The sequence below is a fragment of the Streptomyces pathocidini genome (assembly GCF_001418495.1).
Classification (GTDB): Bacteria; Actinomycetota; Actinomycetes; order Streptomycetales; family Streptomycetaceae; genus Streptomyces; species Streptomyces pathocidini.
Map to the genome: position 1 here is coordinate 1 of NZ_LIQY01000091.1, position 20,088 is coordinate 20,088.

At 72.3% G+C, this 20,088-nt stretch carries 25 protein-coding genes and 1 pseudogene; 9 read left to right on the forward strand and 17 right to left on the reverse strand.

Features of this window, described 5'->3' with window-relative positions:
• Window positions 1-61: 61 nt before the first annotated feature.
• The gene (locus AOK16_RS06010; protein WP_157859124.1) at window positions 62-298 is read left to right on the forward strand and encodes a hypothetical protein; all 237 of its coding nucleotides are present in this window, start codon (window positions 62-64) and stop codon (window positions 296-298) included.
• A gap of 33 nt (window positions 299-331) precedes the next feature.
• Here AOK16_RS06010 and AOK16_RS06015 read toward each other — a convergent pair whose 3' ends face one another.
• Both AOK16_RS06015 and kdgD read right to left on the reverse strand, forming a co-directional pair.
• Window positions 332-1,510 carry an L-talarate/galactarate dehydratase gene (locus tag AOK16_RS06015; RefSeq protein WP_055471175.1) on the reverse strand — a complete coding sequence of 393 codons (1,179 nt, stop codon included), beginning with the start codon at window positions 1,508-1,510 and terminating at the stop codon, window positions 332-334.
• Complete coding sequence (gene kdgD, locus AOK16_RS06020) at window positions 1,507-2,439, reverse strand: 5-dehydro-4-deoxyglucarate dehydratase (RefSeq protein WP_055471176.1); 933 nt, start codon at window positions 2,437-2,439, stop codon at window positions 1,507-1,509. The genes AOK16_RS06015 and kdgD overlap by 4 nt, the downstream gene beginning before the upstream one ends.
• Before the next feature lie 181 nt (window positions 2,440-2,620).
• Between kdgD and AOK16_RS06025 the strand changes: the two genes are divergently transcribed.
• The gene (locus tag AOK16_RS06025; RefSeq protein ID WP_055471177.1) at window positions 2,621-3,496 is read left to right on the forward strand and encodes a LysR substrate-binding domain-containing protein; all 876 of its coding nucleotides are present in this window, start codon (window positions 2,621-2,623) and stop codon (window positions 3,494-3,496) included.
• Window positions 3,497-3,545: 49 nt separating this feature from the next.
• Window positions 3,546-4,346, forward strand: a complete 801-nt coding sequence (locus AOK16_RS06030; RefSeq protein WP_079101110.1) for an ATP-grasp domain-containing protein — start codon at window positions 3,546-3,548, stop codon at window positions 4,344-4,346.
• A 76-nt stretch (window positions 4,347-4,422) separates the two neighbouring features.
• Here AOK16_RS06030 and AOK16_RS06035 read toward each other — a convergent pair whose 3' ends face one another.
• The 3 genes from AOK16_RS06035 to AOK16_RS06045 all read right to left on the reverse strand — a co-directional run bounded on the left by AOK16_RS06035 (window position 4,423) and on the right by AOK16_RS06045 (window position 7,277).
• Entirely contained in the window at window positions 4,423-5,538 is a 1,116-nt protein-coding gene (locus AOK16_RS06035) for an aminoglycoside phosphotransferase family protein (RefSeq protein ID WP_055471178.1), read from the reverse strand.
• Between the two features lie 90 nt (window positions 5,539-5,628).
• Window positions 5,629-6,378, reverse strand: a complete 750-nt coding sequence (locus tag AOK16_RS06040) for an HAD family hydrolase (RefSeq protein ID WP_055471179.1) — start codon at window positions 6,376-6,378, stop codon at window positions 5,629-5,631.
• Window positions 6,375-7,277, reverse strand: coding sequence for a GntR family transcriptional regulator (locus AOK16_RS06045; RefSeq protein ID WP_055471180.1), 903 nt, complete (start codon window positions 7,275-7,277; stop codon window positions 6,375-6,377). The genes AOK16_RS06040 and AOK16_RS06045 overlap by 4 nt, the downstream gene beginning before the upstream one ends.
• A gap of 228 nt (window positions 7,278-7,505) precedes the next feature.
• Between AOK16_RS06045 and AOK16_RS06050 the strand changes: the two genes are divergently transcribed.
• Window positions 7,506-7,700, forward strand: a complete 195-nt coding sequence (locus tag AOK16_RS06050) for a hypothetical protein (protein ID WP_055471181.1) — start codon at window positions 7,506-7,508, stop codon at window positions 7,698-7,700.
• A gap of 130 nt (window positions 7,701-7,830) precedes the next feature.
• Here AOK16_RS06050 and AOK16_RS06055 read toward each other — a convergent pair whose 3' ends face one another.
• Complete coding sequence (locus tag AOK16_RS06055; RefSeq protein ID WP_398718649.1) at window positions 7,831-8,475, reverse strand: RsiG family protein; 645 nt, start codon at window positions 8,473-8,475, stop codon at window positions 7,831-7,833.
• A 143-nt stretch (window positions 8,476-8,618) separates the two neighbouring features.
• Here AOK16_RS06055 and dtd point away from each other — a divergent pair, with 143 nt between their 5' ends.
• Window positions 8,619-9,044 (forward strand): D-aminoacyl-tRNA deacylase, encoded by a 426-nt coding sequence (dtd, locus tag AOK16_RS06060; protein ID WP_055471182.1) that lies wholly within the window; start codon window positions 8,619-8,621, stop codon window positions 9,042-9,044.
• 22 nt (window positions 9,045-9,066) lie between these two features.
• Here dtd and ygfZ read toward each other — a convergent pair whose 3' ends face one another.
• The 3 genes from ygfZ to AOK16_RS06075 all read right to left on the reverse strand — a co-directional run bounded on the left by ygfZ (window position 9,067) and on the right by AOK16_RS06075 (window position 11,217).
• Window positions 9,067-10,044 carry a CAF17-like 4Fe-4S cluster assembly/insertion protein YgfZ gene (gene ygfZ, locus AOK16_RS06065; protein ID WP_055471183.1) on the reverse strand — a complete coding sequence of 326 codons (978 nt, stop codon included), beginning with the start codon at window positions 10,042-10,044 and terminating at the stop codon, window positions 9,067-9,069.
• Between the two features lie 10 nt (window positions 10,045-10,054).
• Window positions 10,055-10,516, reverse strand: a complete 462-nt coding sequence (locus AOK16_RS06070; RefSeq protein WP_055471184.1) for a Fur family transcriptional regulator — start codon at window positions 10,514-10,516, stop codon at window positions 10,055-10,057.
• 116 nt (window positions 10,517-10,632) lie between these two features.
• Window positions 10,633-11,217 (reverse strand): heme-binding beta-barrel domain-containing protein, encoded by a 585-nt coding sequence (locus tag AOK16_RS06075; RefSeq protein ID WP_055471185.1) that lies wholly within the window; start codon window positions 11,215-11,217, stop codon window positions 10,633-10,635.
• Between the two features lie 275 nt (window positions 11,218-11,492).
• Between AOK16_RS06075 and AOK16_RS06080 the strand changes: the two genes are divergently transcribed.
• Entirely contained in the window at window positions 11,493-11,855 is a 363-nt protein-coding gene (locus AOK16_RS06080) for a DsrE family protein (RefSeq protein ID WP_055471186.1), read from the forward strand.
• A 151-nt stretch (window positions 11,856-12,006) separates the two neighbouring features.
• Here the strand turns inward: AOK16_RS06080 and AOK16_RS06085 are convergent, their stop codons facing one another.
• The 8 genes from AOK16_RS06085 to AOK16_RS06115 all read right to left on the reverse strand — a co-directional run bounded on the left by AOK16_RS06085 (window position 12,007) and on the right by AOK16_RS06115 (window position 17,683).
• A complete protein-coding gene (locus AOK16_RS06085) occupies window positions 12,007-12,264 on the reverse strand; it encodes a DUF3099 domain-containing protein (RefSeq protein WP_055471187.1) in 258 nt (85 codons plus the stop codon).
• Window positions 12,265-12,445: 181 nt separating this feature from the next.
• The gene (locus AOK16_RS06090; protein ID WP_055471188.1) at window positions 12,446-12,736 is read right to left on the reverse strand and encodes a DUF1416 domain-containing protein; all 291 of its coding nucleotides are present in this window, start codon (window positions 12,734-12,736) and stop codon (window positions 12,446-12,448) included.
• Between the two features lie 44 nt (window positions 12,737-12,780).
• On the reverse strand, window positions 12,781-13,620 hold the full coding sequence (locus AOK16_RS06095) for a sulfurtransferase (RefSeq protein ID WP_055471189.1): 840 nt from the start codon (window positions 13,618-13,620) through the stop codon (window positions 12,781-12,783).
• Between the two features lie 168 nt (window positions 13,621-13,788).
• Window positions 13,789-13,869, reverse strand: coding sequence for a putative leader peptide (locus tag AOK16_RS29200; RefSeq protein ID WP_350310325.1), 81 nt, complete (start codon window positions 13,867-13,869; stop codon window positions 13,789-13,791).
• Between the two features lie 235 nt (window positions 13,870-14,104).
• Window positions 14,105-14,815 (reverse strand): LmeA family phospholipid-binding protein, encoded by a 711-nt coding sequence (locus tag AOK16_RS06100; RefSeq protein WP_055471190.1) that lies wholly within the window; start codon window positions 14,813-14,815, stop codon window positions 14,105-14,107.
• 120 nt (window positions 14,816-14,935) lie between these two features.
• Window positions 14,936-16,015, reverse strand: a complete 1,080-nt coding sequence (locus tag AOK16_RS06105; protein WP_338058476.1) for a hypothetical protein — start codon at window positions 16,013-16,015, stop codon at window positions 14,936-14,938.
• Between the two features lie 265 nt (window positions 16,016-16,280).
• On the reverse strand, window positions 16,281-16,595 hold the full coding sequence (locus AOK16_RS06110; RefSeq protein ID WP_055471192.1) for a MoaD/ThiS family protein: 315 nt from the start codon (window positions 16,593-16,595) through the stop codon (window positions 16,281-16,283).
• A gap of 101 nt (window positions 16,596-16,696) precedes the next feature.
• Entirely contained in the window at window positions 16,697-17,683 is a 987-nt protein-coding gene (locus tag AOK16_RS06115; protein ID WP_079101112.1) for an alpha/beta hydrolase, read from the reverse strand.
• 251 nt (window positions 17,684-17,934) lie between these two features.
• Between AOK16_RS06115 and AOK16_RS06120 the strand changes: the two genes are divergently transcribed.
• From AOK16_RS06120 to AOK16_RS27055, 3 genes and pseudogenes are all read left to right on the forward strand, one after another.
• Window positions 17,935-18,756, forward strand: a complete 822-nt coding sequence (locus tag AOK16_RS06120) for a response regulator transcription factor (protein ID WP_055471193.1) — start codon at window positions 17,935-17,937, stop codon at window positions 18,754-18,756.
• Window positions 18,757-18,780: 24 nt separating this feature from the next.
• Window positions 18,781-19,803 carry a LacI family DNA-binding transcriptional regulator gene (locus tag AOK16_RS06125; RefSeq protein ID WP_055471194.1) on the forward strand — a complete coding sequence of 341 codons (1,023 nt, stop codon included), beginning with the start codon at window positions 18,781-18,783 and terminating at the stop codon, window positions 19,801-19,803.
• 98 nt (window positions 19,804-19,901) lie between these two features.
• Window positions 19,902-20,088 (forward strand): annotated as a pseudogene (locus AOK16_RS27055) (hypothetical protein); the annotation flags it as partial.

The following is a 20,088-nucleotide window of genomic DNA, read 5'->3' on the forward strand; positions in this document are numbered from 1 at the left end:
GTTGGGCGGTCCTATGGGACGTGGGGTGGACGGGCGGGGGGCTTGGCCCGGGGTGATCGCGTTGGTGCTCGCAGTGGGGGTGTCGGTCGCGCTGTGCGTGTCGCTGATCGTCGTCTCGCTGTCGAAGCAGCCTGTTTCGCAGCAGTTCGCCGGGGTGCTGTCGGCGCTCTCCGGGGCGACCGTGGGGGCGCTCGCCACATACCTCGGCGGCGCCGCCGGTGAGGGGCGGCGCCGCCGAGGTGACGAGGTTGCCGAGGGCCGTCGAGGGGGCGAAGGGGCCGAGCAGCGTGGGGGTTAGGGACCCTCTCGGTGGTCCCCAACCCCCGCTGTCTCAGGCGCGCTTGCCGAATTCGGCCGTTGCTCGGGTCCAGGCCGTTGCCTGGTCGCTGAGGGTGAAGCCCAGGCCGGGGCGGGAGGGGACGTGCATGCGGCCGTCGCGGGTTTCCAGGTGTTCGTTGAAGAGTGGGTCGAGCCAGTCGAAGTGCTCGACCCACGGTTCGTGCGGGTAGGCCGCCGCCAGGTGGAGGTGGATCTCCATGGCGAAGTGGGGCGCGAGTTGGAGGTGCGCCTGGTCGGCGAGGGTGGCCAGCTTCAGGAACTGGGTGATGCCGCCGATGCGTGGGGCGTCGGGCTGGATGAAGTCCGCCGCCTCGTTTTTGATCAGCTCCCAGTGTTCCCCGACGCTGGCCAGCATTTCGCCGGTGGCGACGGGGGTGTCCAGCGAACGGGCCAGGGCGGCGTGGCCCTGGACGTCATACGCGTCGAGGGGTTCCTCGATCCAGACCAGGTTGAACCGCTCCATGGTGCGGCCCATGCGCTGGGCCGTCGGCCGGTCCCACTGCTGGTTGGCATCCACCATGAGCGGGACGTCGTCCCCGAGGTGCTCGCGGACGGCCGTCAGGCGGCGCAGGTCGGCCGCGGTGTCCGGCTGCCCCACCTTGATCTTGATGCCGCTGATGCCCGCTGCCAGCGACTTCGAGGAGTTCTCCAGGACCTCCTCGATCGGGGTGTGCAGGAAGCCGCCCGAGGTGTTGTAGCACTGCACCGAGTCGCGGTGCGCGCCCAGCAGTTTGGCCAGCGGCAGGCCCGCGCGCTTGGCCTTCAGGTCCCACAGCGCGATGTCGAACGCGGCGATGGCCTGTGTGGACAGGCCGCTGCGGCCCACGGAAGCGCCCGCCCAGCACAGCTTGGTCCAGAGCTTTGCGATGTCGCTCGGGTCCTCCCCGAGCAGCACCGGCGCGATCTCCTTGGCGTGCTCGAACTGGCCCGGGCCGCCGGCCCGCTTGGAGTAGCTGAAGCCGATGCCCTCGTGGCCGTTCTCGGTGCCGATCTCGGCGAAGAGGAACGCGACCTCCGTCATCGGCCGCTGCCGCCCGGTCAGCACCTTCGCGTCGCTGATCGGGGTCGCCAACGGCAGGTGGATCGCGTGGAGTCTGATCCAGGCGATCCGGTCGAGGGTCGCCTCGCCGGGCGCCGCGGCGGCCGCGAGTCCTTGGGTCTTCGTCGTCACTGGGTTCCTCCCACCTTCTTGACCAGCTCCGCCAGTTCCGCCAGCTCGGTCTCGTCCAGGTCTGTCAGCGGCGGCCGCACCGGCCCCGCCGGGTGGCCGGTGACCTTCAGACCGGCCTTGATGATGCTCACCGCGTACCCCGCCTTGCGGGAGCGCAGGTCGCAGTACGGGATCACGAACTCGTTCAGTCCGCGGTGCACGCGCTCGCGGTCGCGGGAGCGCACCGCGTCGTAGAAGTCGAGGGCGAACTCGGGGAGGAAGTTGAAGATCGCCGAGGAGTAGGTCGTGACGCCCATCTCCAGGTAGGGGAGCGCGAACATCTCGGCTGTCGGCAGGCCGCCGACGTAGGTGAGGCGGTCGCCCAGGCGGGCGTGGATGCGCGTCATCAGCTCGATGTCGCCCACGCCGTCCTTGAATCCGACGAAGTTCGGGCAGGTGGCGGCGAGTTCGGCGACCGTCGTGTCCTGGTAGACCGCGTTCGCCCGGCTGTAGACGATCACGCCGAGGCGGGTGGCCGCGCAGACCGCGCGGACGTGGGCGGCCAGGCCCTCCTGCGAGGTCTCGGTGAGGTATGGCGGGAACAGCAGGATGCCGTGGGCGCCCGCGGCCTCGGCCCGGCGGGCCAGCTCGACGGCGGTGGCCGTGCCGAGGCCGGCCGGGGCGATGACCGGGGTGCCGGCGGGGGCCTCGGCCACCGCTGCGCGCACCACGCGGTCGATCTCGTCGACGGTCAGCGAGAAGAACTCGCCCGTCCCGCCCGCCGCGAACAGGCCGGCCACCGGGAACCGGCCGAGCCGGGCGATGTGCCGGCGGTACGCGGTCTCGTCGAAGGAGAGGTCCTCCGTCAGGTGCGTCACGGGGAAGGACAGCAGTCCGGCGCCCAACTGCCGGGCTGTTTCGGCGGGTTCTGCGGGCGAGTGCTGATCCATCGGGCTCCTCTTCTGTACGCTCCCGGGCCGTTTCCACGTCCACTCCCGGGCCGCCGGCGCCTAACGGCCCACCGGCACACCACGTCTCGTACCGAAGAGGTTAGGATCGCCGATTGATGCACGTCCAACACTAATTTTGCATCCATTGATACTTGCTCGGCATAGAAGCCAGGTGGTGCCCGTGTTCACCCTCACCCAGCTCACCAACTTCGTTGCCGTGGCGGAGGAGTTGCACTTCGGCCGGGCCGCCGAGCGGCTGCGGATGACCCAGCCGCCGCTGAGCCGCCAGATCCAGCTGCTGGAGAACGGGCTGCAGGTCAGGCTGTTCGACCGGACGAACCGTACGGTCCGGCTGACCCCGGCCGGGCGGGCCTTCCTGGGGGAGGCGCGGCGGCTGCTCAAGCAGGCCGAGCACGCGACCCTGTCCGTACGGCAGTTCTCGGCGGGCGAGGTCGGCACGATCGCGATCGGCTTCACCGCGGCCAGCGCGTACGCCCAGTTGGGGCGGTTGCTGGAGACGGCGTCCTCGGCGCTGCCCGGGGTCGAGGTAGTGCTGCGGGAGATGGTGACCCGGGACCAGCTGGAGGCGCTGAGCGAGGGCAGCCTTGATCTCGGCCTGGTCCGGCCGCCCGTGCCCGACGCCGAGCTGGACTCCCGTACGGTGCTGCGCGAGCCGCTGCTGGCCGCGCTGCCGGAGGGGCATCCGCTCGCGAGGCGGGAGGGACCGCTGAGCCTGGCCGACTTCGACGGGGAGCGGCTGATCATGTACTCGCCGACAGAGGCGCGGTACTTCCACGACCTGCTGATCTCGGTCTTCCGCGCGGCGGGCGTCGTACCCGTCTACGCCCAGTACCTCAGCCAGGTGCACAGCATCCTCGCGCTGGTGGGCGGGGGCTGGGGGGCCGCGCTGGTGCCGGAGGCGGCGGCCCAACTGCGGTACGCGGGACTGCGGTTCAAGGAGGTCGAGCTGCCGGAGCCGCGGCCGGTGGAGTTGAACCTGGCATGGCGCGGAAGCAACGACAACCCCGCGCTGCACGCGTTCCTGGACCGGCTGTAGGGCCCGCCGCCGCATAGGCCCCGGCGCGGGTGCCGCATAGGATCCGCACATGACCACCGAGCAGCCCGCGCGCCCGCTCCCCAGCGGGCCCGGGCTGCTGGTGCTCCCGGCGCGGTACACGGCCTCCGGCGCCCTCCTCGCGCAGGCCGCCGAGGCGCGCGGCATGGTCGCCGAGCAGCTGCCGCCCTGCCGTACGGTCCCCGAGTGGGCACCCGCCGCGGGACCCGCGCACCTCTACGGCGGGCCGCAGTTCGCCGCCGCCGTCGCCCCCCGGCTGGGGCTGCGGCTGCTGGCCCCCACCCCCGACTGGCCGGTTCACCTGCCGCACACCTTCACCGGCCGGACGGTGCGACGGATGGTCCTCGCCGAGGCCCGCGCGCTGCGGGAGCCGTTCTTCGCCAAGCCGCGGCCTCCGGCGGAGGGCACGTTCCCCGCGGACGTGTACGGGTCCGGGGACCGGCTGCCGGCGGACCTGCCGGGGGGCCTCCCGGCGCAGGTGAGCGAAGTCGTCGCGTTCGGCGCGGAGTTCCGGCTCTTCCTGCTCGACGGCGCCGTCCGCACCGGCAGCCGCTACGCCACCCTCGGCCGCCTGGACCCGGCGCCCCTCGGGGGCTGCCCCGAACTCGCCGGCGTGCTGGGGTTCGCCGGCGATCTGGTGGACGCCATAGGCCACACTCTGCCGCGCGCCTGTGTTCTGGACGTGGGCGAACTGCTCGGCCCGGGCAGGCGGCGCGGGCGCTGGGCGGTGGTCGCGGCCGGGGCCGCCTGGTCGGGCCACCTCTACGCGTCGGAGCCGGACCGCGCGCTGGACGTCGTCCTGGCCTCGACGGAACCGGCTTCGGGCGCCTGACGGGACCGGCTCGGGCGTCTGATGGGGCCGGCTCAGGCTTTGACGGAACCGGCTTCGGGCGCCGGACGGGACCCGCTCAGCGGGCCCGGCCAGGGCCGTTCGCCCGGCCCGTTCCCGTCCCGCACCACTCCACGAACGCCCCCGCCACCTCCCGTACGCCCGGCACGCGCGCCATGCTCAACGCCTCGCCCGCGCGCGCCAGTACGGGCCGGATCCGCTCGGCGGCCGCTCGGCAGTCGGCGGGCGCGGGGGCCTCGCCGAGGGTGAGGGCGGCGCGGATGACGTCGGTGTAGACGGACTGGGCGCGCTTGTAGTCGCGGTAGAGGGGGAGGTCCCGCTCCCAGCCGTTGAGGCAGTCGGGCCGGTTGGCGGCGACCGCCCGCCGCCAGCAGTCGATGGCGGCGGCCTCGTCCCGGGGGGTGGGGTAGTCCATCAGGTGCAGATGGGTGGCCAGGTCGTAGAGCGGGTCACCGGCCATGGCCAGCTCCCAGTCGATGGTCCACAGCCGGCCGTCAGGGGCGACGACGAGGTTCTCCCGGTGCAGGTCCCCGTGGAGCAGGCAGAAGGGGCGCTCGGCGAGCCCGTGCCGTTCCGCCCGCTCCCGCAGCCACGGCAGGGCGTCGATGGGGACGCCGAGCGCGGCGAAGAGGCCGCCGTACCGGTCGCTGTGGCGCAGCAGCACCTGGTGCTCGGTGAAGTGGATCAGGCGGTGGAGGAAGCCGGTGGTGTCGCCGTCGGCGGGCCGGTCGCGGGCCTCGCAGGTGCGCTCGAGGGACAGCTCGCCCGGCTTGATCGCGATCAACTGCTCGAAGAGTTCGGCCAATTGGGTGAGGTACGTCTCCGGGACCGAGGTTTTCGCCGGGTGCCGGGCGGCGAGGGTCTCGCCCTCGATGAAGCCGTGGACGGGGAAGCCCTGGCTCATGTCCACCACGGGGACGCGCCGCACCCGCCCGGCCAGGGCGGCCAGCAGCAGGTCCTCGTCGGCGAAGCAGCGCCGGTCGAACCAGAGCAGCCCGGGGCGCGGCTCGCGCAGCTTGGCCCGGCGGAAGGCGCTGTTCAGCGGGGAGTCCGGGGGCAGTGGGACCGCGTACGCCTCGTGGTGGTAGCCCTGGAGGGGGCCTGCCACTTCCTGGTCCGCGGTCAGCCACGTGGCCTTCCGCAGGAGCGGTGGGGGTGCGGCCGGGGCTGTCATGGTCAGTGGTGCTCTCGGGGACGGTGTTCGGTGGGCGCCGGGTCGGGCGCGGGTCGGGCGCGGTTGCTGAAGCGTAGTCCTCCCCGCCGGTCAGCGCGCGGCTTCCGCGCGGGCGGCCTCCAGTACGGGTTCCAGCGAGTCGACCACGAGCGACGCTCCCGCCGCGTACAGCGCGTCCTCGCGCCGCTCGTCGTGGGCGTAGCCGAGGAACTGGGCGCCGGCGCTGCGGGCCGCGACGGCGTCGGCCCGCGTGTCGCCGATCATCAGGGACTCCTGGGGCGGGTGGCCCAGGGAGCGCAGGGCCCGGGTGAGGCAGTCGGGGTGCGGCTTGAGGAGCGCGGGGTCGTCCGTACGGCCGTGTATGTGCGGGCCGAAGCAGTCGCTCAGGCCGCGCGAGGCGAGGTAACGGGCGGCGGCGCGGGGCGAGTTGTTGGTCGTGACGGCCACCCGCCGCTCGACCGCGACGAGGGTGCGGATCAGCGGGTCGGCGTACGGGGTCGGTCGCGCGCCGGCCGTGGCCAGCTCCTCCTCCTCGGTGAGCCGGTGCTCCAGCGCCCGCACCAGCTCGCTGCCGGGGTGGGCGGCGCCGACGGCTCGCAGCACGTCCTGGGGATCGGCGGTGCCGGTCAGCGCGGCCACCAGCGTGCGGTGGCCCTGGTCGGTGAGCCAGCCCTTGAGGCGCTGGGCGATGCCCGCCGAGGGGTGGGCGGCGAAGAGTCGGCAGATCGGCCCGTCGAAGTCGAAGAGCACGCACCGGGTGCCCGCGATCAGTCTTCTGAGCGTCATGGTGGCGCCGGTGTCCCCCGAGGGCAGTTCCGATCGTGTCGCGTCGCGAGTCATTCCGTGAGTGTCAGGTCTGAAGTGATGGTTTCCCAGAGGGCGTTGAACCACAGCTGTGATTGCTCCACAAATGTGGTGTCACGTGGAGCGCCGTCCTTCGCGGCCTCGGCTTTCCGGAACGGAAACAGGATCGACTGCATGCCGAGCGCGTCGAACATCTCGACCGGTTCGTCCTCGATCTCCTCCTCGCGCTGGGTGATCATGTAGTAACCGAACAGCGCCTCCTGGTTGTTGAGGATGTACATCTTCACGGGCGGGGTGAACGGCAGTGCCCGGAACGACACCGAGACGTCGGCTCCGGACGGCGCGCTGCGCAGCGAGTACAGGAAGGTGCGCAGCGCCTTGCCCTGGAAGTCGCGCTGGCCGAGCCAGCGCCGGTGCGGCCGGTCGTCGCTGTGGTCGCCCACCGGGATGGGGAACGCGAGGTTGATGTCCCGGCTGGGCAGCAGCACGCGCACCTCCACGCTCCGTGGGGTGAGCTGGCCCGCGTGCACCCGCCGGATCGGCTCGGTCAGCGCTATCGACAGCGTCTCGGCCGTCAGGCACAGGGCGTCGATCTGCACGTGCGGGGCCGTGAACGCCTTGGCCACATGGGCCGCGAGCCCCACGGTGGCGGGCTCGGGCGGCGAGGGCTCCGATGGTCCGCTACGGGTCTCGGCGACGGTCGCGGGGGCGCCGCGGGAGGCGTTGGTGATCAGCCGCTCGTCCTTGAGCGTCTCCAGCGCCTGCCGGATCACACTGCGCTCGACCCCGAACTCGTCGGCCAACTTCGCCTGGGTCGGCATCTTGGCGCCCGGTCGCAGCTCGCCCGAGAGGATGCGCGCGCGCAGGGCGTCGGCGACCAGTTGATGCGGTCTCGCCTGACCGTTGAGGGCGGTGCTCTCGTGGTTCACGGTCAAACGGTACAACCAGCCTGCCATCTTGGGGCAGTTGTCGGTCAACAGTTTCTGGTTGGCGCCAACTGGGCAGAACCGGAATGGAGTTGGTTGCCAACTTAGTCAAAGATGGTGACTTTCTTGCGGGAGTTGGCTGGCTCGTGGAGTCGGCCGGCTCGTGGGATTGGCCGGAGAGGTCGGCCAGTGGGCTCCCGCATCCGCTCGCCCCGTCATCCCCAGGGAGGGACCGCCATGCACGAAACACAGCTCGCGCCAGTTGTCGCCTTCCTCTTTGCCGTCGCCGTCGTCGGCTTCGAGCAGATCGTGCAGTGGCGCTTCGGCGCCATGGGCATCGTCGGAATCTCCCTGTTGGCCACCGGCGTCAAGGCCAGGAACGTCACCTGCGCCTGCATCGGGGCGCTCGTGCTCGCCCTGTTGGTTATGTAACGGGCACGAGGCCGATAAGCCGTTAGGACATGTCGGAGCACCACGGGCGGCGGGCCGTCCTGAACAGGACCTCCACCGCCTGCGCCCTTGCCGCCGGCGCCCGGGGCACGTCCAGCATGCAGGCTTCCCTTCAGGCCAGCAGGTCGTCGACCTGGGCCTCGCCCGCGCGGTAGCGGCGGGCGATCTCCGCGCTGCACTCGTCGGCCGTCTTCTGCAGCTGCTGGCGCCGCCGCGAGACCTGCTGCTCGCCGCGTGCCAGTCGCCCCAGCGCGCCCAGCAACTCCTCGTCCGTGCGCGACTCCAGGTCCGACAGCTCGACTTCGGCCAGCATCTCGTCGGCCAGCTTCCGGTAGACCTCGCTGTGCGGGGTGCCGAGCGTGACGTGCCGGGCCGAGCGGCCCAGGGACGGGCCGTCCGCGAGGATCTCGTGCAGCCGGTCCACGACCGGGGTCTCGGGGGCCGCGCGCCGGGCCCGCTCCGCGCTGAGGATGTCGATCCGGCCCTGCAACAGCCGCCGTACGTAGCTGAGATCGGCCTCCTCCTGCTGCGACTCGCGGCGCAGCGAACGGAGTTCGGGTAGCCGCAGCGCGCGCAGGTCGTGCTGCGGGGTGTCCGGCAGTGCCATGGAGGATCTGCGCTGCGAGGGCGGGCGGCAGCCGGAGCCCGCGGGGCTTTCGGCGTCCGCGGCGCTCAAGGCGGCACCCGCACCCTCGGTGTTGGTGGTGCCCGTGGTGCTGGTGGTGTCGCCGGGTGTGCTGGTGCCGGGTGTACTCATGCGTCATCCGTCCCCTCGGTCGGTGCGGAGCCAGGTCTCGCCGACGTGCGCACCGCTTCCCGCATCGTGCCACTGTCGGTGGTGCACGTGCAGCGGCACCGCACGCGACAGGACCCGTACGGACGCAGGGCATCATGGTCCGTATGCGTGCAGTGGTGCAGAGAGTGAACGGGGCGAGCGTCGTCGTGGACGGCGAAACCGTCGGTGAGATCGTCGGCCAAGGGCTGTGTGTGCTGGTCGGGGTCACGCACGAGGACACCGCGGACAAAGCGGCCCAACTGGCCCGCAAGCTCTGGTCGGTGCGGATCCTGGAGGGGGAGAAGTCCTGTTCCGACCTCGATGCACCCCTGCTGGTGATTTCGCAGTTCACTCTCTACGGTGACGCCCGCAAGGGCCGCAGGCCCACCTGGCACGCCGCCGCGCCCGGTGAGATCGCCGAACCGCTCGTCGACGAGGTCGTCAAGCGGCTGCGTGAACTCGGCGCCCGTGTGGAGACGGGCCGGTTCGCCGCGGACATGAAGGTCTCGCTGACGAACGACGGCCCGTTCACGGTGATCGTCGAGGTCTGACGCCCGCGGTCCAGCCCTCGGGCTAGGGCTCTACGACGACTTCCTGGGCCGCCGCCGTGGCGTCCGCGATCAGGCGGGCGTCCACGGAGACGTTCCGCTTCACCAGCGCCAGTGCGATCGGGCCGAGTTCGTGGTGGCGGGCGGAGGTCGTCACGAAGCCGAGCTGGCGGCCCTCCTCGCCGTCCTCGGCCAGCCGCACCGGCGCCCCGTGCCCCGGCAGCTTGACCTCGCTGCCGTCCAGGTGCAGGAAGACCAGGCGGCGCGGCGGCTTCCCCAGGTTGTGGACGCGGGCCACGGTCTCCTGGCCGCGGTAGCAGCCCTTCTGGAGATGGACGGCCGTGTCCAGCCAGCCCAGTTCGTGCGGGATGGTCCGGTGGTCGGTCTCCAGGCCGAGCCGCGGCCGGTGCGCCTCGACGCGCAGCGCCTCCAGCGCCATGACCCCGATCGCCGGGCCACTGGCCTCGGCGAAGGACTCCAGGTCCTTGCGCGGCAGGAAGAGGTCCCGGCCGTGCGGGGTCTCGCGTACGACGACGCTCTCCGGCGTCTCGGCGATGGAGCCCGCTGGCAGGTGCGCCACCGCGTAGTCCTCGGTCGCGTCCCGCACCTCGACCCGGTAGAAGAACTTCATGCTCTCCAGATACGCGATGAGCTCGCCCTGTGTGCCCGGCTCCACATGGGCCCAGGTGGTCTCGCCGTCGTCGACCAGGTAGAGCGCGTGCTCGATGTGGCCGTGCGCGGAGAGCACCAGCGCCTCGGTGGCCTGCCCCGGCGGCAGCTCGCTGACGTGCTGGGTGATCAGCAGGTGCAGCCAGCTCAGCCGGTCGGGCCCGGTGACGGTGACCACGCCGCGGTGCGAGAGGTCCACGAAGCCGGTGCCGTCGGCGAGCGCGCGCTGCTCGCGGAACAGGTCACCGTAGTGCGCGGCGACGCCTTCGTCGGGGGCCTCGGCGGGCACGGCGCCGGGCAGCGAAAGCAGGGGGCTCGCGTTGGGATGCAGCATGGAGACAAGCCTACGATCCGCCGGCCGCGGCGCCCTTGGCCTCGCCTTCCTTCACCCGGGCGGTGCAGTCGCGGCACCGCCCGAAGATCGCGAAGTGCTTCATGTCGGTGTCGAAGCCGAAGGTCTCGCGCAGCCGCTCGGTGAACTCCGCGGCCACCGACACATCTGCCTCGATCACCTCCGAGCAGTCCCGGCACACCAGATGGAGGTGGTGGTGGCGGTCGGCGAGGTGGTACGTGGGTGCACCGTGCCCGAGGTGCGCGTGGCTGACGAGGCCGAGCTCCTCCAGGAGTTCCAGGGTCCGGTAGACGGTGGAGATGTTCACGCCGCCCGCGGTGCGCCGGACCTCGGTGAGGATCTCGTCGGGGGTGGCGTGCTCCAGTTCGTCCACCGCCTCCAGGACGAGCTGGCGCTGCGGGGTCAGCCGGTACCCGCGCTTCCTGAGGTCGCTCTGCCAGTCGGTGGTCACCACACGCTCAGTGTAGGAGGAGCCGGGAGTGTGCCGAGGCCCCGCGGGACGGGGAACGCCCGGCGGGGCCTGGGAAGGCGGGGGCCTTCGTGAGGCGGCGACCCATTTGAGGTGGGGGCCTACTTGAAGAACGCGATGCCGTCGTCCGGCAGGTCCTTGAGGTCCTTGGCCCACTCGCTCGGGTCCACGACCTTCTTCAGGTGCGCCGACATGTACGGCCGCAGCTCGACGTCCGGGGTGGCCTTCTCGCCGACCCACATCAGGTCGCTGTTGACGTACCCGTAGAGCCGCTTGCCGCCCGAGTACGGGCCGGAGGCCGCGGTGCGGGCCACGGCGTCGGTGGCCAGCTCGATCTGCGGCTTCTTGTCGGCCAGCTCGCCGTACCAGACCTCGACGACGCCCTGGTCGCGGACCATGACGACCTCGACCTTGCGGTCCTTGTCGATCCGCCAGTAGCCGGCCTCGGACTCCAGCGGCCGGACCTTCCGGCCCTCCCCGTCCAGCACCCAGGTGCGCGAGACGTACTCCAGGAAGTCCCGGCCGTCGTGGGTGAAGGTCACCTCCTGGCCGAAGTTGCACTTCTCGGCGCCGGGGCCCCCGTCCCCTTCGTAGAGAGGGGCGAAGACTCCCGCGCCCTCCCAGTTGCCGAGGAGGAAGGCGAGGGGCACGAGGTCCGGATTGAGGTCGGACGGGATCTCGATCATGAGCTCAGGCGATCTGTAGTCGGCGGGCGGCGGTACGGGCGGCGGCGGTACGGGTCAGCGCTGTCCCTGGAACAGCTTCTTCACGGTCAGCCCGGCGAACGCGACGACGCCGACGCAGACCAGGACCAGCAGGGCGGTGAAGAATGCCTCAAGCACGAGCGCGCTCCTCGGACGGAGTGAGGGTGTTGCATACGGACCTCGCCCGAGTCTAGTCGGCCCCTCGCGGGAGCGGCGCCGCGGGCATGGCAGGGACGCCCCGGGCCTAGAGTTGGCGCATGGCGAAGAAGCTTGTGATCAAGGTGACGGCCGGGGAGGACGCGCCCGAGCGGTGCTCGCAGGCGTTCACCGTGGCCGCGGTCGCGGTGGCCAGCGGGGTCGAGGTCTCGCTGTGGCTGACCGGCGAGTCGGCGTGGTTCGCGCTGCCGGGGCGGGCGGCCGAGTTCGAGCTGCCGCACGCGGCGCCGCTGCCGGATCTGCTGGAGTCGGTGCTGGCGGGCGGCCAGGTCACGCTGTGCACGCAGTGCGCGGCGCGGCGGGAGATCACGGAGAAGGACGTGATCGACGGGGTGCGGATCGCGGGCGCCCAGGTCTTCGTCAGCGAGGCCGTGGGAGAGGGCGCGCAGGCGCTGGTCTACTGACGGGACAGTGGGACGGACGGGACAGCGGGACGGCGAGGGCTACGGGACGGTGAGGCGGACGGGGACTGGGCGCGACCGGCGGCTACGCGACCGGCGGTCCATGGCGGGGCCGGCTGGTGCGGGCGGCGGCCGATGTGCGGGCCGCATCCGGTCAGTGGCGGCGCTTGCCGTCGAGTTCGTCCCACCACTCGTCCGACTGCTGGTCCCCTGACGGGTCGTCCCACCAACGGTCGTCCGGGCCGCGCCGATTGGCGACGATGGCGGCCACCGGCGGGATGACCATGGCGACCAGGCACATCCCCACCGCCGCCGGCACCGACCACAGCCGCACGACTCCCCAGGCCAGCACGAACAGCCCCACGCACAGCCCCATGAGGCCGAAGTACCAGTGACGCCGCCTCGCGTACATGCCTTCAGCGTACGACGCGATGCCCTGCCGTACGGAGTGCGCGCCCGGCGCGACAGCCCCACACGGCAGCCCCCACACGGCAGTCCCCGCGCAGCACGGAGGGCCGCACCCCTCGAGCGTCCAACCCCGGGGTGCGGCCCTCCCGCCCGTACGGTCCTGATCGGACCGGTCGGTCGTCCGATCAGACCGCGATGGCGACCTCGGCCGCCGCGCCCTGCTGGGCGACGACGGTGCGGTCCACGCTGGCGCCCGGCACGAGGGCGCGCAGCGTCCAGGTGCCCGGGGCCGCGAAGAAGCGGAACTGCCCGGTCGCCGAGGTCGGGACCTCGGCGGTGAACTCGCCGCCGCCGTCGAGGAGGCGGACATAACCCGACACGGGCTCGCCGTCGCGGGTCACCGAACCCTGGATGATCGTCTCGCTGGCCACGTCAACTCCTGCCAGGTCCGGGCCGCCGGCCCTTGCTCCACACATATGTGCCTGTCCTTCGGGGTGGGGTCGGGGTCAGCCGACAGCCGTCACTTGGCGGCGCCGAGCTCGATCGGCACGCCGACGAGCGAGCCGTACTCGGTCCAGGAGCCGTCGTAGTTCTTGACGTTCGTGACGCCCAGCAGCTCGTGCAGCACGAACCAGGTGAGCGCGGAGCGCTCGCCGATGCGGCAGTACGCGATGGTGTCCAGGGCCAGGTCCACCTGCTCCTCGGCGTAGAGGGCCTTGAGCTCCTCGTCCGACTTGAAGGTGCCGTCGTCGTTGGCGTTCTTCGACCACGGGATGTTGCGGGCGCTCGGCACGTGGCCGGGGCGTTGCGACTGCTCCTGCGGCAGGTGCGCCGGGGCGAGCAGCTTGCCGCTGAACTCGTCGGGCGAGCGCACGTCGACCAGGTTCTGGTGGCCGATCGCGGCCACGACGTCGTCGCGGAAGGCGCGGATCGAGGTGTTCTGGGCCTGGGCCCGGTACTCGGTGGCCGGGCGGGCCGGGACGGCCTCGACCAGGTCGCGGGAGTCCAGCTCCCACTTCTTGCGGCCGCCGTCGAGGAGCTTCACGCTCTCGTGGCCGTAGAGCTTGAAGTACCAGTAGGCATAGGAGGCGAACCAGTTGTTGTTGCCGCCGTACAGGATGACCGTGTCGTCGTTGGCGATGCCCTTGGCCGACAGCAGCTTCTCGAAGCCCGCCTGGTCGACGAAGTCACGGCGCACCGGGTCCTGGAGATCCTTCTTCCAGTCGATGCGGACGGCGTTCTTGATGTGGTTCTTGTCGTAGGCCGAGGTGTCCTCGTCGACCTCGACGATGACCACCTGCGGGTCGTCGATGTGGGCCTCTACCCAGTCGGCGTCCACGAGGACGTCACTGCGGCTCATCTTTTCTCCTCCGGGGCAGTTGCGGATGCGCGAACGGATGCGGGTGCGCCGCCGGTCGGTCACGTGCGGTGGTTCTGAGGTGCGTGCGCGGGGTACGGCGCGGCCGCTGCGATGGAGCGGAGCGGCCCGGTCAAGGGGCCTGCGGACAGCGGGAGTCGGAGCTCTCGCTCAGAACGTGCGACAGAGCATGGCGGCGACACGGCACAGGTCGACTGCCCGCCGCTTCGTGAGATCCGCCTGTCGCTTCATGCGTCCGATCGTAAGGACGTGGTGGGCGGACTGTCACCGGTGTGTCAGATTTTGAGATAAGGGTGTCCGCGATACGGGACGAGGGCCCTGGGTGCGCTGCTCGCGCACCCCGGTGCGGGTACGGGTTTCCGTTCCGGCGTCTGCCCTGCGGACGGGCCCGTCTCGTTCTGCGGACCGCCGCAGGCTGCTTCGGACCGCTTCCGCGGAGGTCTTCAGCCTGCTCCCGCGGATCTCTTCAGCCTGCCAGCTTCACCTGGGTCCCGCTCACCGAGACGTCGACGCCGTCCTTCGTCGCGGTCACCTTCTCCAGCTTCAGCCCCTCCGGCAGCCCGCCCAGCGGCCGGTCGAAGTCGACCCGCGCGCGAATCAGCTTCTCCAGACCGGGGATCCCCAACCCCGGGATGTCGTCGGCGCGCAGCCGGATGGTGTTGCCGTTCGCCACGCTGAGCGTGGCGACCAGGCTGCGCTCGTAGGCCTGGTCGAGGATCGGCAGCTCCAGCCGCGCGGTGGCCTTGACCCGGCCCCGGCCCTCGGCGTCCTTCCCGCCGTAGCCGATGGTGACGCCGTCGGTCGCGGCCTTGGACAGGTCCTCGTACGAGAAGTGGGCCGAGCCGGTGGCGCGCTCGGCGGTCGCGGTGGAGAAGTTGTTCTCCAGCCGGACGTCGTGCAGCTGGGCGCGCAGTCGGTCGAAGCGTATGGAGCTGCCGCCCGCGCCGGCCGTGGCGCCGTCGAGGTTGATGTCGACCTGGTCGAGGTTCTCGCCCGCGACCTGGGTGAGGAACGGGAAGCCCTTGATCGACACGTCGGGGGTGCCGTCGAGCCCCTGTCCGGTGCGGATCTTCTCCGCGGCCTCGTCCTCGACCAGGCCCACCAGCAGGCGGTCGGCGGCCACGAACAGGCCGCCGAGGACCACGACGAGGATCAGCAGTATGCGAGCAGCACGCATGGAAGGTTCCCCCACCTGGGTTCTTGGATCTGCCCCCCTGGGCCCGGCGAGCCTAACCGCACGGCCGCTCGCACGGGAGCGGCGGCGGGTGTGACGACGAATGCCACAGAGGCCGGGGCGTCAGCCCGCGACCCGGGCCAGGACGTACACCGCCGGGGCCGCCATCGCGAGGGGCAGGGCGACGCCGGCCGTCATGTGGACGAATCTGGACGGGTAGTCGTAGCTCGCCACGCGCAGCCCGATCAGCGCGCAGCCGCCCGCGACCAGGCCGATCAGCGCGCCGGCCGCGCCGATGCCGGTGGCCCCGCCCGCCGAGACGCCCGCGCCCGCCGCGGCGAGCACCGCGACGACCGGCGAGACATACGGCGGCAGCCGCAGCGCGCGCGTGACCACCGCCACCGCGACGGCCACGGCGCCGACCACGACCGCACCCGAGGAGACGGCGGCGGCGGCGAGGTGGCCCGAGGCGAGGACGGCGAACGCGGTGGAGGCGACGCCCGCCGTCAGCGCGTACAGCCGCTCGTCCGGTGAACTGTGGCTGCGCAGCTGGAGGATCAGCACCAGCAGGCACCACACGCCGAGCGTGCCCAGCGCCACGGTCGTGGCGTCCTCGCGGCCCGTCGCGAGCAGCGCCACGTCGGTGACGAGGCCGCCGGCGAAGGCGAGCGCGATGCCCTGGCGGGCCGGCCACATGCCGTTGAGCCGGTACCAGCCCGCCGCCGTCAGGGCCTGGAGCAGGACGACGGCGACGGCGAGCGCGGGGCGCGCGAGCGTCGCGGTGCCCGCGATCAGCGCGGCGAGCCCGGCGGTGAGCAGCGCGGGCCGCATCCCCGGCGGGATGATCGGCGAACGGCCCTCCGCCCGCGCCTGCTGCGCGGGCGTGAGCGGGGCGGACGGCGCGGCGGGGGCGGCCGGGGCGCTGTCCGCCGTGGAGCGGGCGGAGTCGGCGGGGTGCGCCGCGGTGGGCTGCGCGGCGGTGGGCTGCATGGCGGCGTAGGTGTCCTGGTGGGTGGGGCCCTGCCAGATCTGCGTCTGCGGGGACTCGTACGGCCGCCCGGTCGTGGCGGAGTGCGGCTGCTGCCATGCCGGGCCCGGGGCCTCGGGCGCGGAGGCATGCGGGGGCTGCGCCACCGCACCGTACGGGTCGTCGGCAGGCGGACCGTACGCGGGCTGGCCGTGCGCGGGCTGGCCGTGCGGCACGTGACCGTGGGCGGGCCGGCCGTGCGGAGGCCGGCCCTGCGGGTGCTGGCCGTAAGGGACTTGGTCGTAAGGGACTTGGCCGTGCGGGTGCTGACCCTGTGGGGTCTGGCCTTGTGGGGACTGCGTGTGCGGGGACTGGCCGTGCGGGGATTGCGTGTGCGGGGGCTGACCGTGCTGAGGGGGGCCGTACGCCGGCTGCTGGGGCTGCGGCCGCGCGTGGCGGGGCCGGTAGGGGTTCTCGGGCTGGTCGGTCATGGTGTCCTGCTCACCCTCCTGCGAACGGCGGGAGCACCTCGACCGTGCCGCCCTCGGCCAGTGTGACCGTGTCATGGACCCGTGTGCCGACCGGGTCCCCGTCGACGAGGAAGGAGCAGCGCAGGAGCACTCGGGCGAACTCCGGCCGCTCGGCGTGGAGCCCGCGCGCCGCCTCCAGCGCCTCGGCGAGCGTCGCCGCCTCGTACGGCTCCTCCGCCGTGCCCGCGGCGGCCTTCGCCGCGGCCCAGTAGCGGACCGTGCCGCGCGGTGCCCGGGCCGGCACGGCCGCGGCGTCCCCGCCGGGCCCGGCCTGCGTTCCGCCCATGGACTGCTCCTCTTCTCTCCGCCCGCGCCTCACCGCGGACCCGACGCCCCCATGATGACCCGCCCCACCGACAACCCGTGGGACCTGTGGATAACTCTCCGTCACGACGTCGGCTGCCGCCCGGCCGTGGCCAGCCAGTCGCCGATCCGGTGGAGCAGCCCCGGCTCGGCCGCGTTCTCCGCGTGGCCCAGGCCCGGTTCGATCCACAGGATGACGTCGTCCGGGGCCGCGTCCGCCAGGGAGCGCGGGTGGTCGAGCGGGAAGTACGGGTCGCGGTCGCCGTGGACGACGAGGAACGGGGTCGGGGCGATCAGCGGCACTGCCTCGACCGGGGACAGCGGCACGGGGTCCCAGTCCTTGTGGTGGATGCGGGTGCGCAGTCCGTAGCGGCCGACGAGACGGCCCATCCGCCCGGAGATCACCCAGTGCACCCGCCGCATCGGCGCGGTCCCGCGGTAGTACCAGCGCGCGGGGGCGCTCACCGCGACCACCGCGTCCGCGTGCGCCTCCGCGCGCTCCCCGCGCCCCTCGTACTCCCCGCGCTTGTGCTCCTCGCCCTCCCCGCACCCCTCGTGCTCCCACGGCCCTCCGTCCGCGCCGCCCGGCCGGTACAGCGCCGCGTGCCGGATCACCACCGAGCCGCCCATGGAGAAGCCGACCGTCGCCACGCGCGCGTGCCCCAGCGACCGCGCCCATCGCACCGCTGCCGCCAGGTCGAGGACCTCGCGGTCCCCGACCGTGGACCGGCCGCCGGAGCGCCCGTGCCCCCGGAAGGAGAACGTGATCACCGCCGCGTGCTGCGCGAACGCCCGCGCAGCCCGCTGGACGGCGCGTCGGTGCAGCGAGCCGGTGAACCCGTGCGCGAGCACGATCGCCGCCTCCTCCGCGGTCCCTTCGCCCCCGGCCCCGACACGGCCGTCGGACAGGCCCGTTCGCGCCGCCCTGGGCTCGTAGGCGGCCTCGATCCGCACCCCGTCGTCCGTCAGCAGCGACACCCGCCGACGCACCCGGCCCCCGTCCGCGCGGCCACCCCTGGTGATCGGGGGAACACAAAGACGTTCCGAATGGGCCTCTGATCCTGAACTCATGTGGGCTATTCTTGCTCGGCAGAGGACTCGGGCAGCGCAGCCCCCGGGTCCTTTCGTGCTTTTACGCGCCCCGTGCGCGGATGAGCACGGGCGTGCTCCAGGGCGCGGAGCCCGCCACCGCACCGCAGGTGCGGAGCAGGTGCCAGGCACATGCCGCTACGTCCTCGCGGGGACCGAGGAGGGACCGACGTAATGGGCGAACTCAAGGGCAAGCGAAGTCTGCGGGACCGTACGACCGAAGGAGGCCGTGCATGAGCTCACTCCTGCTGCTCACCAACGCTCTCCAGCCCTCCACCGAGGTGCTCCCCGCACTGGGCCTGCTGCTGCACACCGTGCGCGTGGCCCCCGCCGAGGGCCCGGCCCTGGTGGACGCCCCGGGCGCGGACGTGATCCTCGTCGACGGGCGGAGCGACCTCCCGCAGGTGCGCTCGCTGTGCCAGCTGCTGCGCTCCACGGGCCCCGGCTGCCCGCTCGTCCTGATCGTGACCGAGGGCGGCCTCGCCGCCGTCACCGCGGACTGGGGCATCGACGACGTGCTGCTCGACACCGCGGGTCCGGCCGAGGTCGAGGCCCGGCTGCGGCTGGCCATGGGGCGGCAGCAGATCACCGCCGACGACAGCCCGATGGAGATCCGCAACGGCGATCTGTCGGTCGACGAGGCCACCTACAGCGCCAAGCTCAAGGGACGGGTGCTGGACCTGACCTTCAAGGAGTTCGAGCTGCTGAAGTACCTCGCGCAGCACCCCGGCCGGGTGTTCACGCGCGCGCAGCTCCTCCAGGAGGTGTGGGGCTACGACTACTTCGGTGGTACGCGGACGGTCGACGTGCACGTACGGCGGCTGCGGGCGAAGCTCGGGCCCGAGCACGAGTCGCTCATCGGAACCGTACGGAACGTCGGCTACCGCTTCGTCACGCCGGAGAAGGGGGAGCGGGCGGCCGAGCGGGCCGCGGCCAAGGGCGAGGAGCGTGCCGAGTCCCGGCGGGCCGGGGCGGCCGACGGGCCCCCGACCGGTGGGCGCGAGGTCGCGCGGGACGGCGTGAAAGCGGTTGCCGCACGCCCGGCGAAGGGCTGAGTCGTCCCGCGTAGACTGCCCGCCGTGGCCAAGGTGACGCGTGACGATGTGGCAAGACTGGCGGGAACCTCGACCGCGGTCGTCAGCTATGTCATCAACAACGGACCCCGGCCGGTCGCCCCGGCCACCCGCGAGCGCGTACTCGCCGCGATCAAGGAGCTGGGCTACCGGCCCGACCGCGTCGCGCAGGCCATGGCCTCCCGCCGCACCGACCTCATAGGGATGATCGTCCCCGACACCCGGCAGCCGTTCTTCGCCGAGCTGACGCACGCGGTCGAACAGGCCGCGGCCGAGCGCGGAAAGATGGTCCTGGTCGGCAACTCCGACTACCTCGACGAGCGCGAGGTCCACTATCTGCGGGCGTTCCTGGGGATGCGGGTCTCGGGCCTGATCCTGGTCAGCCTCGGCCTCGGCGAGCTCGCCGCCGCGGAGATCGAGGCCTGGGACGCGCGCGTGGTGCTGCTGCACGAGCGGCCCGAGGCGATCGACGATGTCGCGGTCGTGCTGGACGACATCGGCGGCGCGCAGCTCGCCGTGCGGCACCTGCTGGAACACGGGCACGAGTACGTGGCGTGCCTGGGCGGTGTCGAGTCGACGCCGGTCGTCGGCGACCCGGTCACCGACCACGTCGAGGGGTGGCGGCGGGCGATGCTGGAGTCCGGGCGGCTGACCGAAGGGCGGCTGTTCAAGGCCCCCTACAACCGCTACGACGCGTACCAGGTCGCCCTGGAGCTGCTGGCGGGCCCGAATCGGCCCCCCGCGATCTTCTGCGCCACGGACGACCAGGCGATCGGGGTGCTGCGGGCGGCGCGGGAGCTGCGGATCGATGTGCCGGGGGAGTTGGCGGTGGCGGGGTTCGACGACGTCAAGGAGGCCGCCTTGACGGATCCGCCGCTGACGACGGTCGCCTCGGACCGGCCGGCGATGGCGCGCGCGGCGGTCGATCTCGTCCTGGACGACGGCATACGGGTCGTCGGCTCCCGCCGTGAACGCCTGAAGCAGTTCCCCTCGGCGCTGGTGGTCCGCCGGTCCTGCGGTTGCGGTTGAGCGAAGCCGGCTGCGCTTATGTCGGGCATACCGGGTTCTGTTGGGGTTCTCAGAGGGGACTCAGCGGGTTCTCATCTTCGGCGCCGAGAGTCGGTGCCATGACCGACAACGACGCGTTCCGCACCCAGCCAGCCGACTCCCGCAGCGGACATGGCGGTTCGTACCCGCAGCCCCCGCAGGGTGCGTACACCACCCCGGGCGGCGTCACCGTCTGGCCGGGCGCGGGCGGCGCGAGCCCGGCCGCCCCGCCCTGGCCGGGCTCGCGCCTGTCGCTTATACCTATCT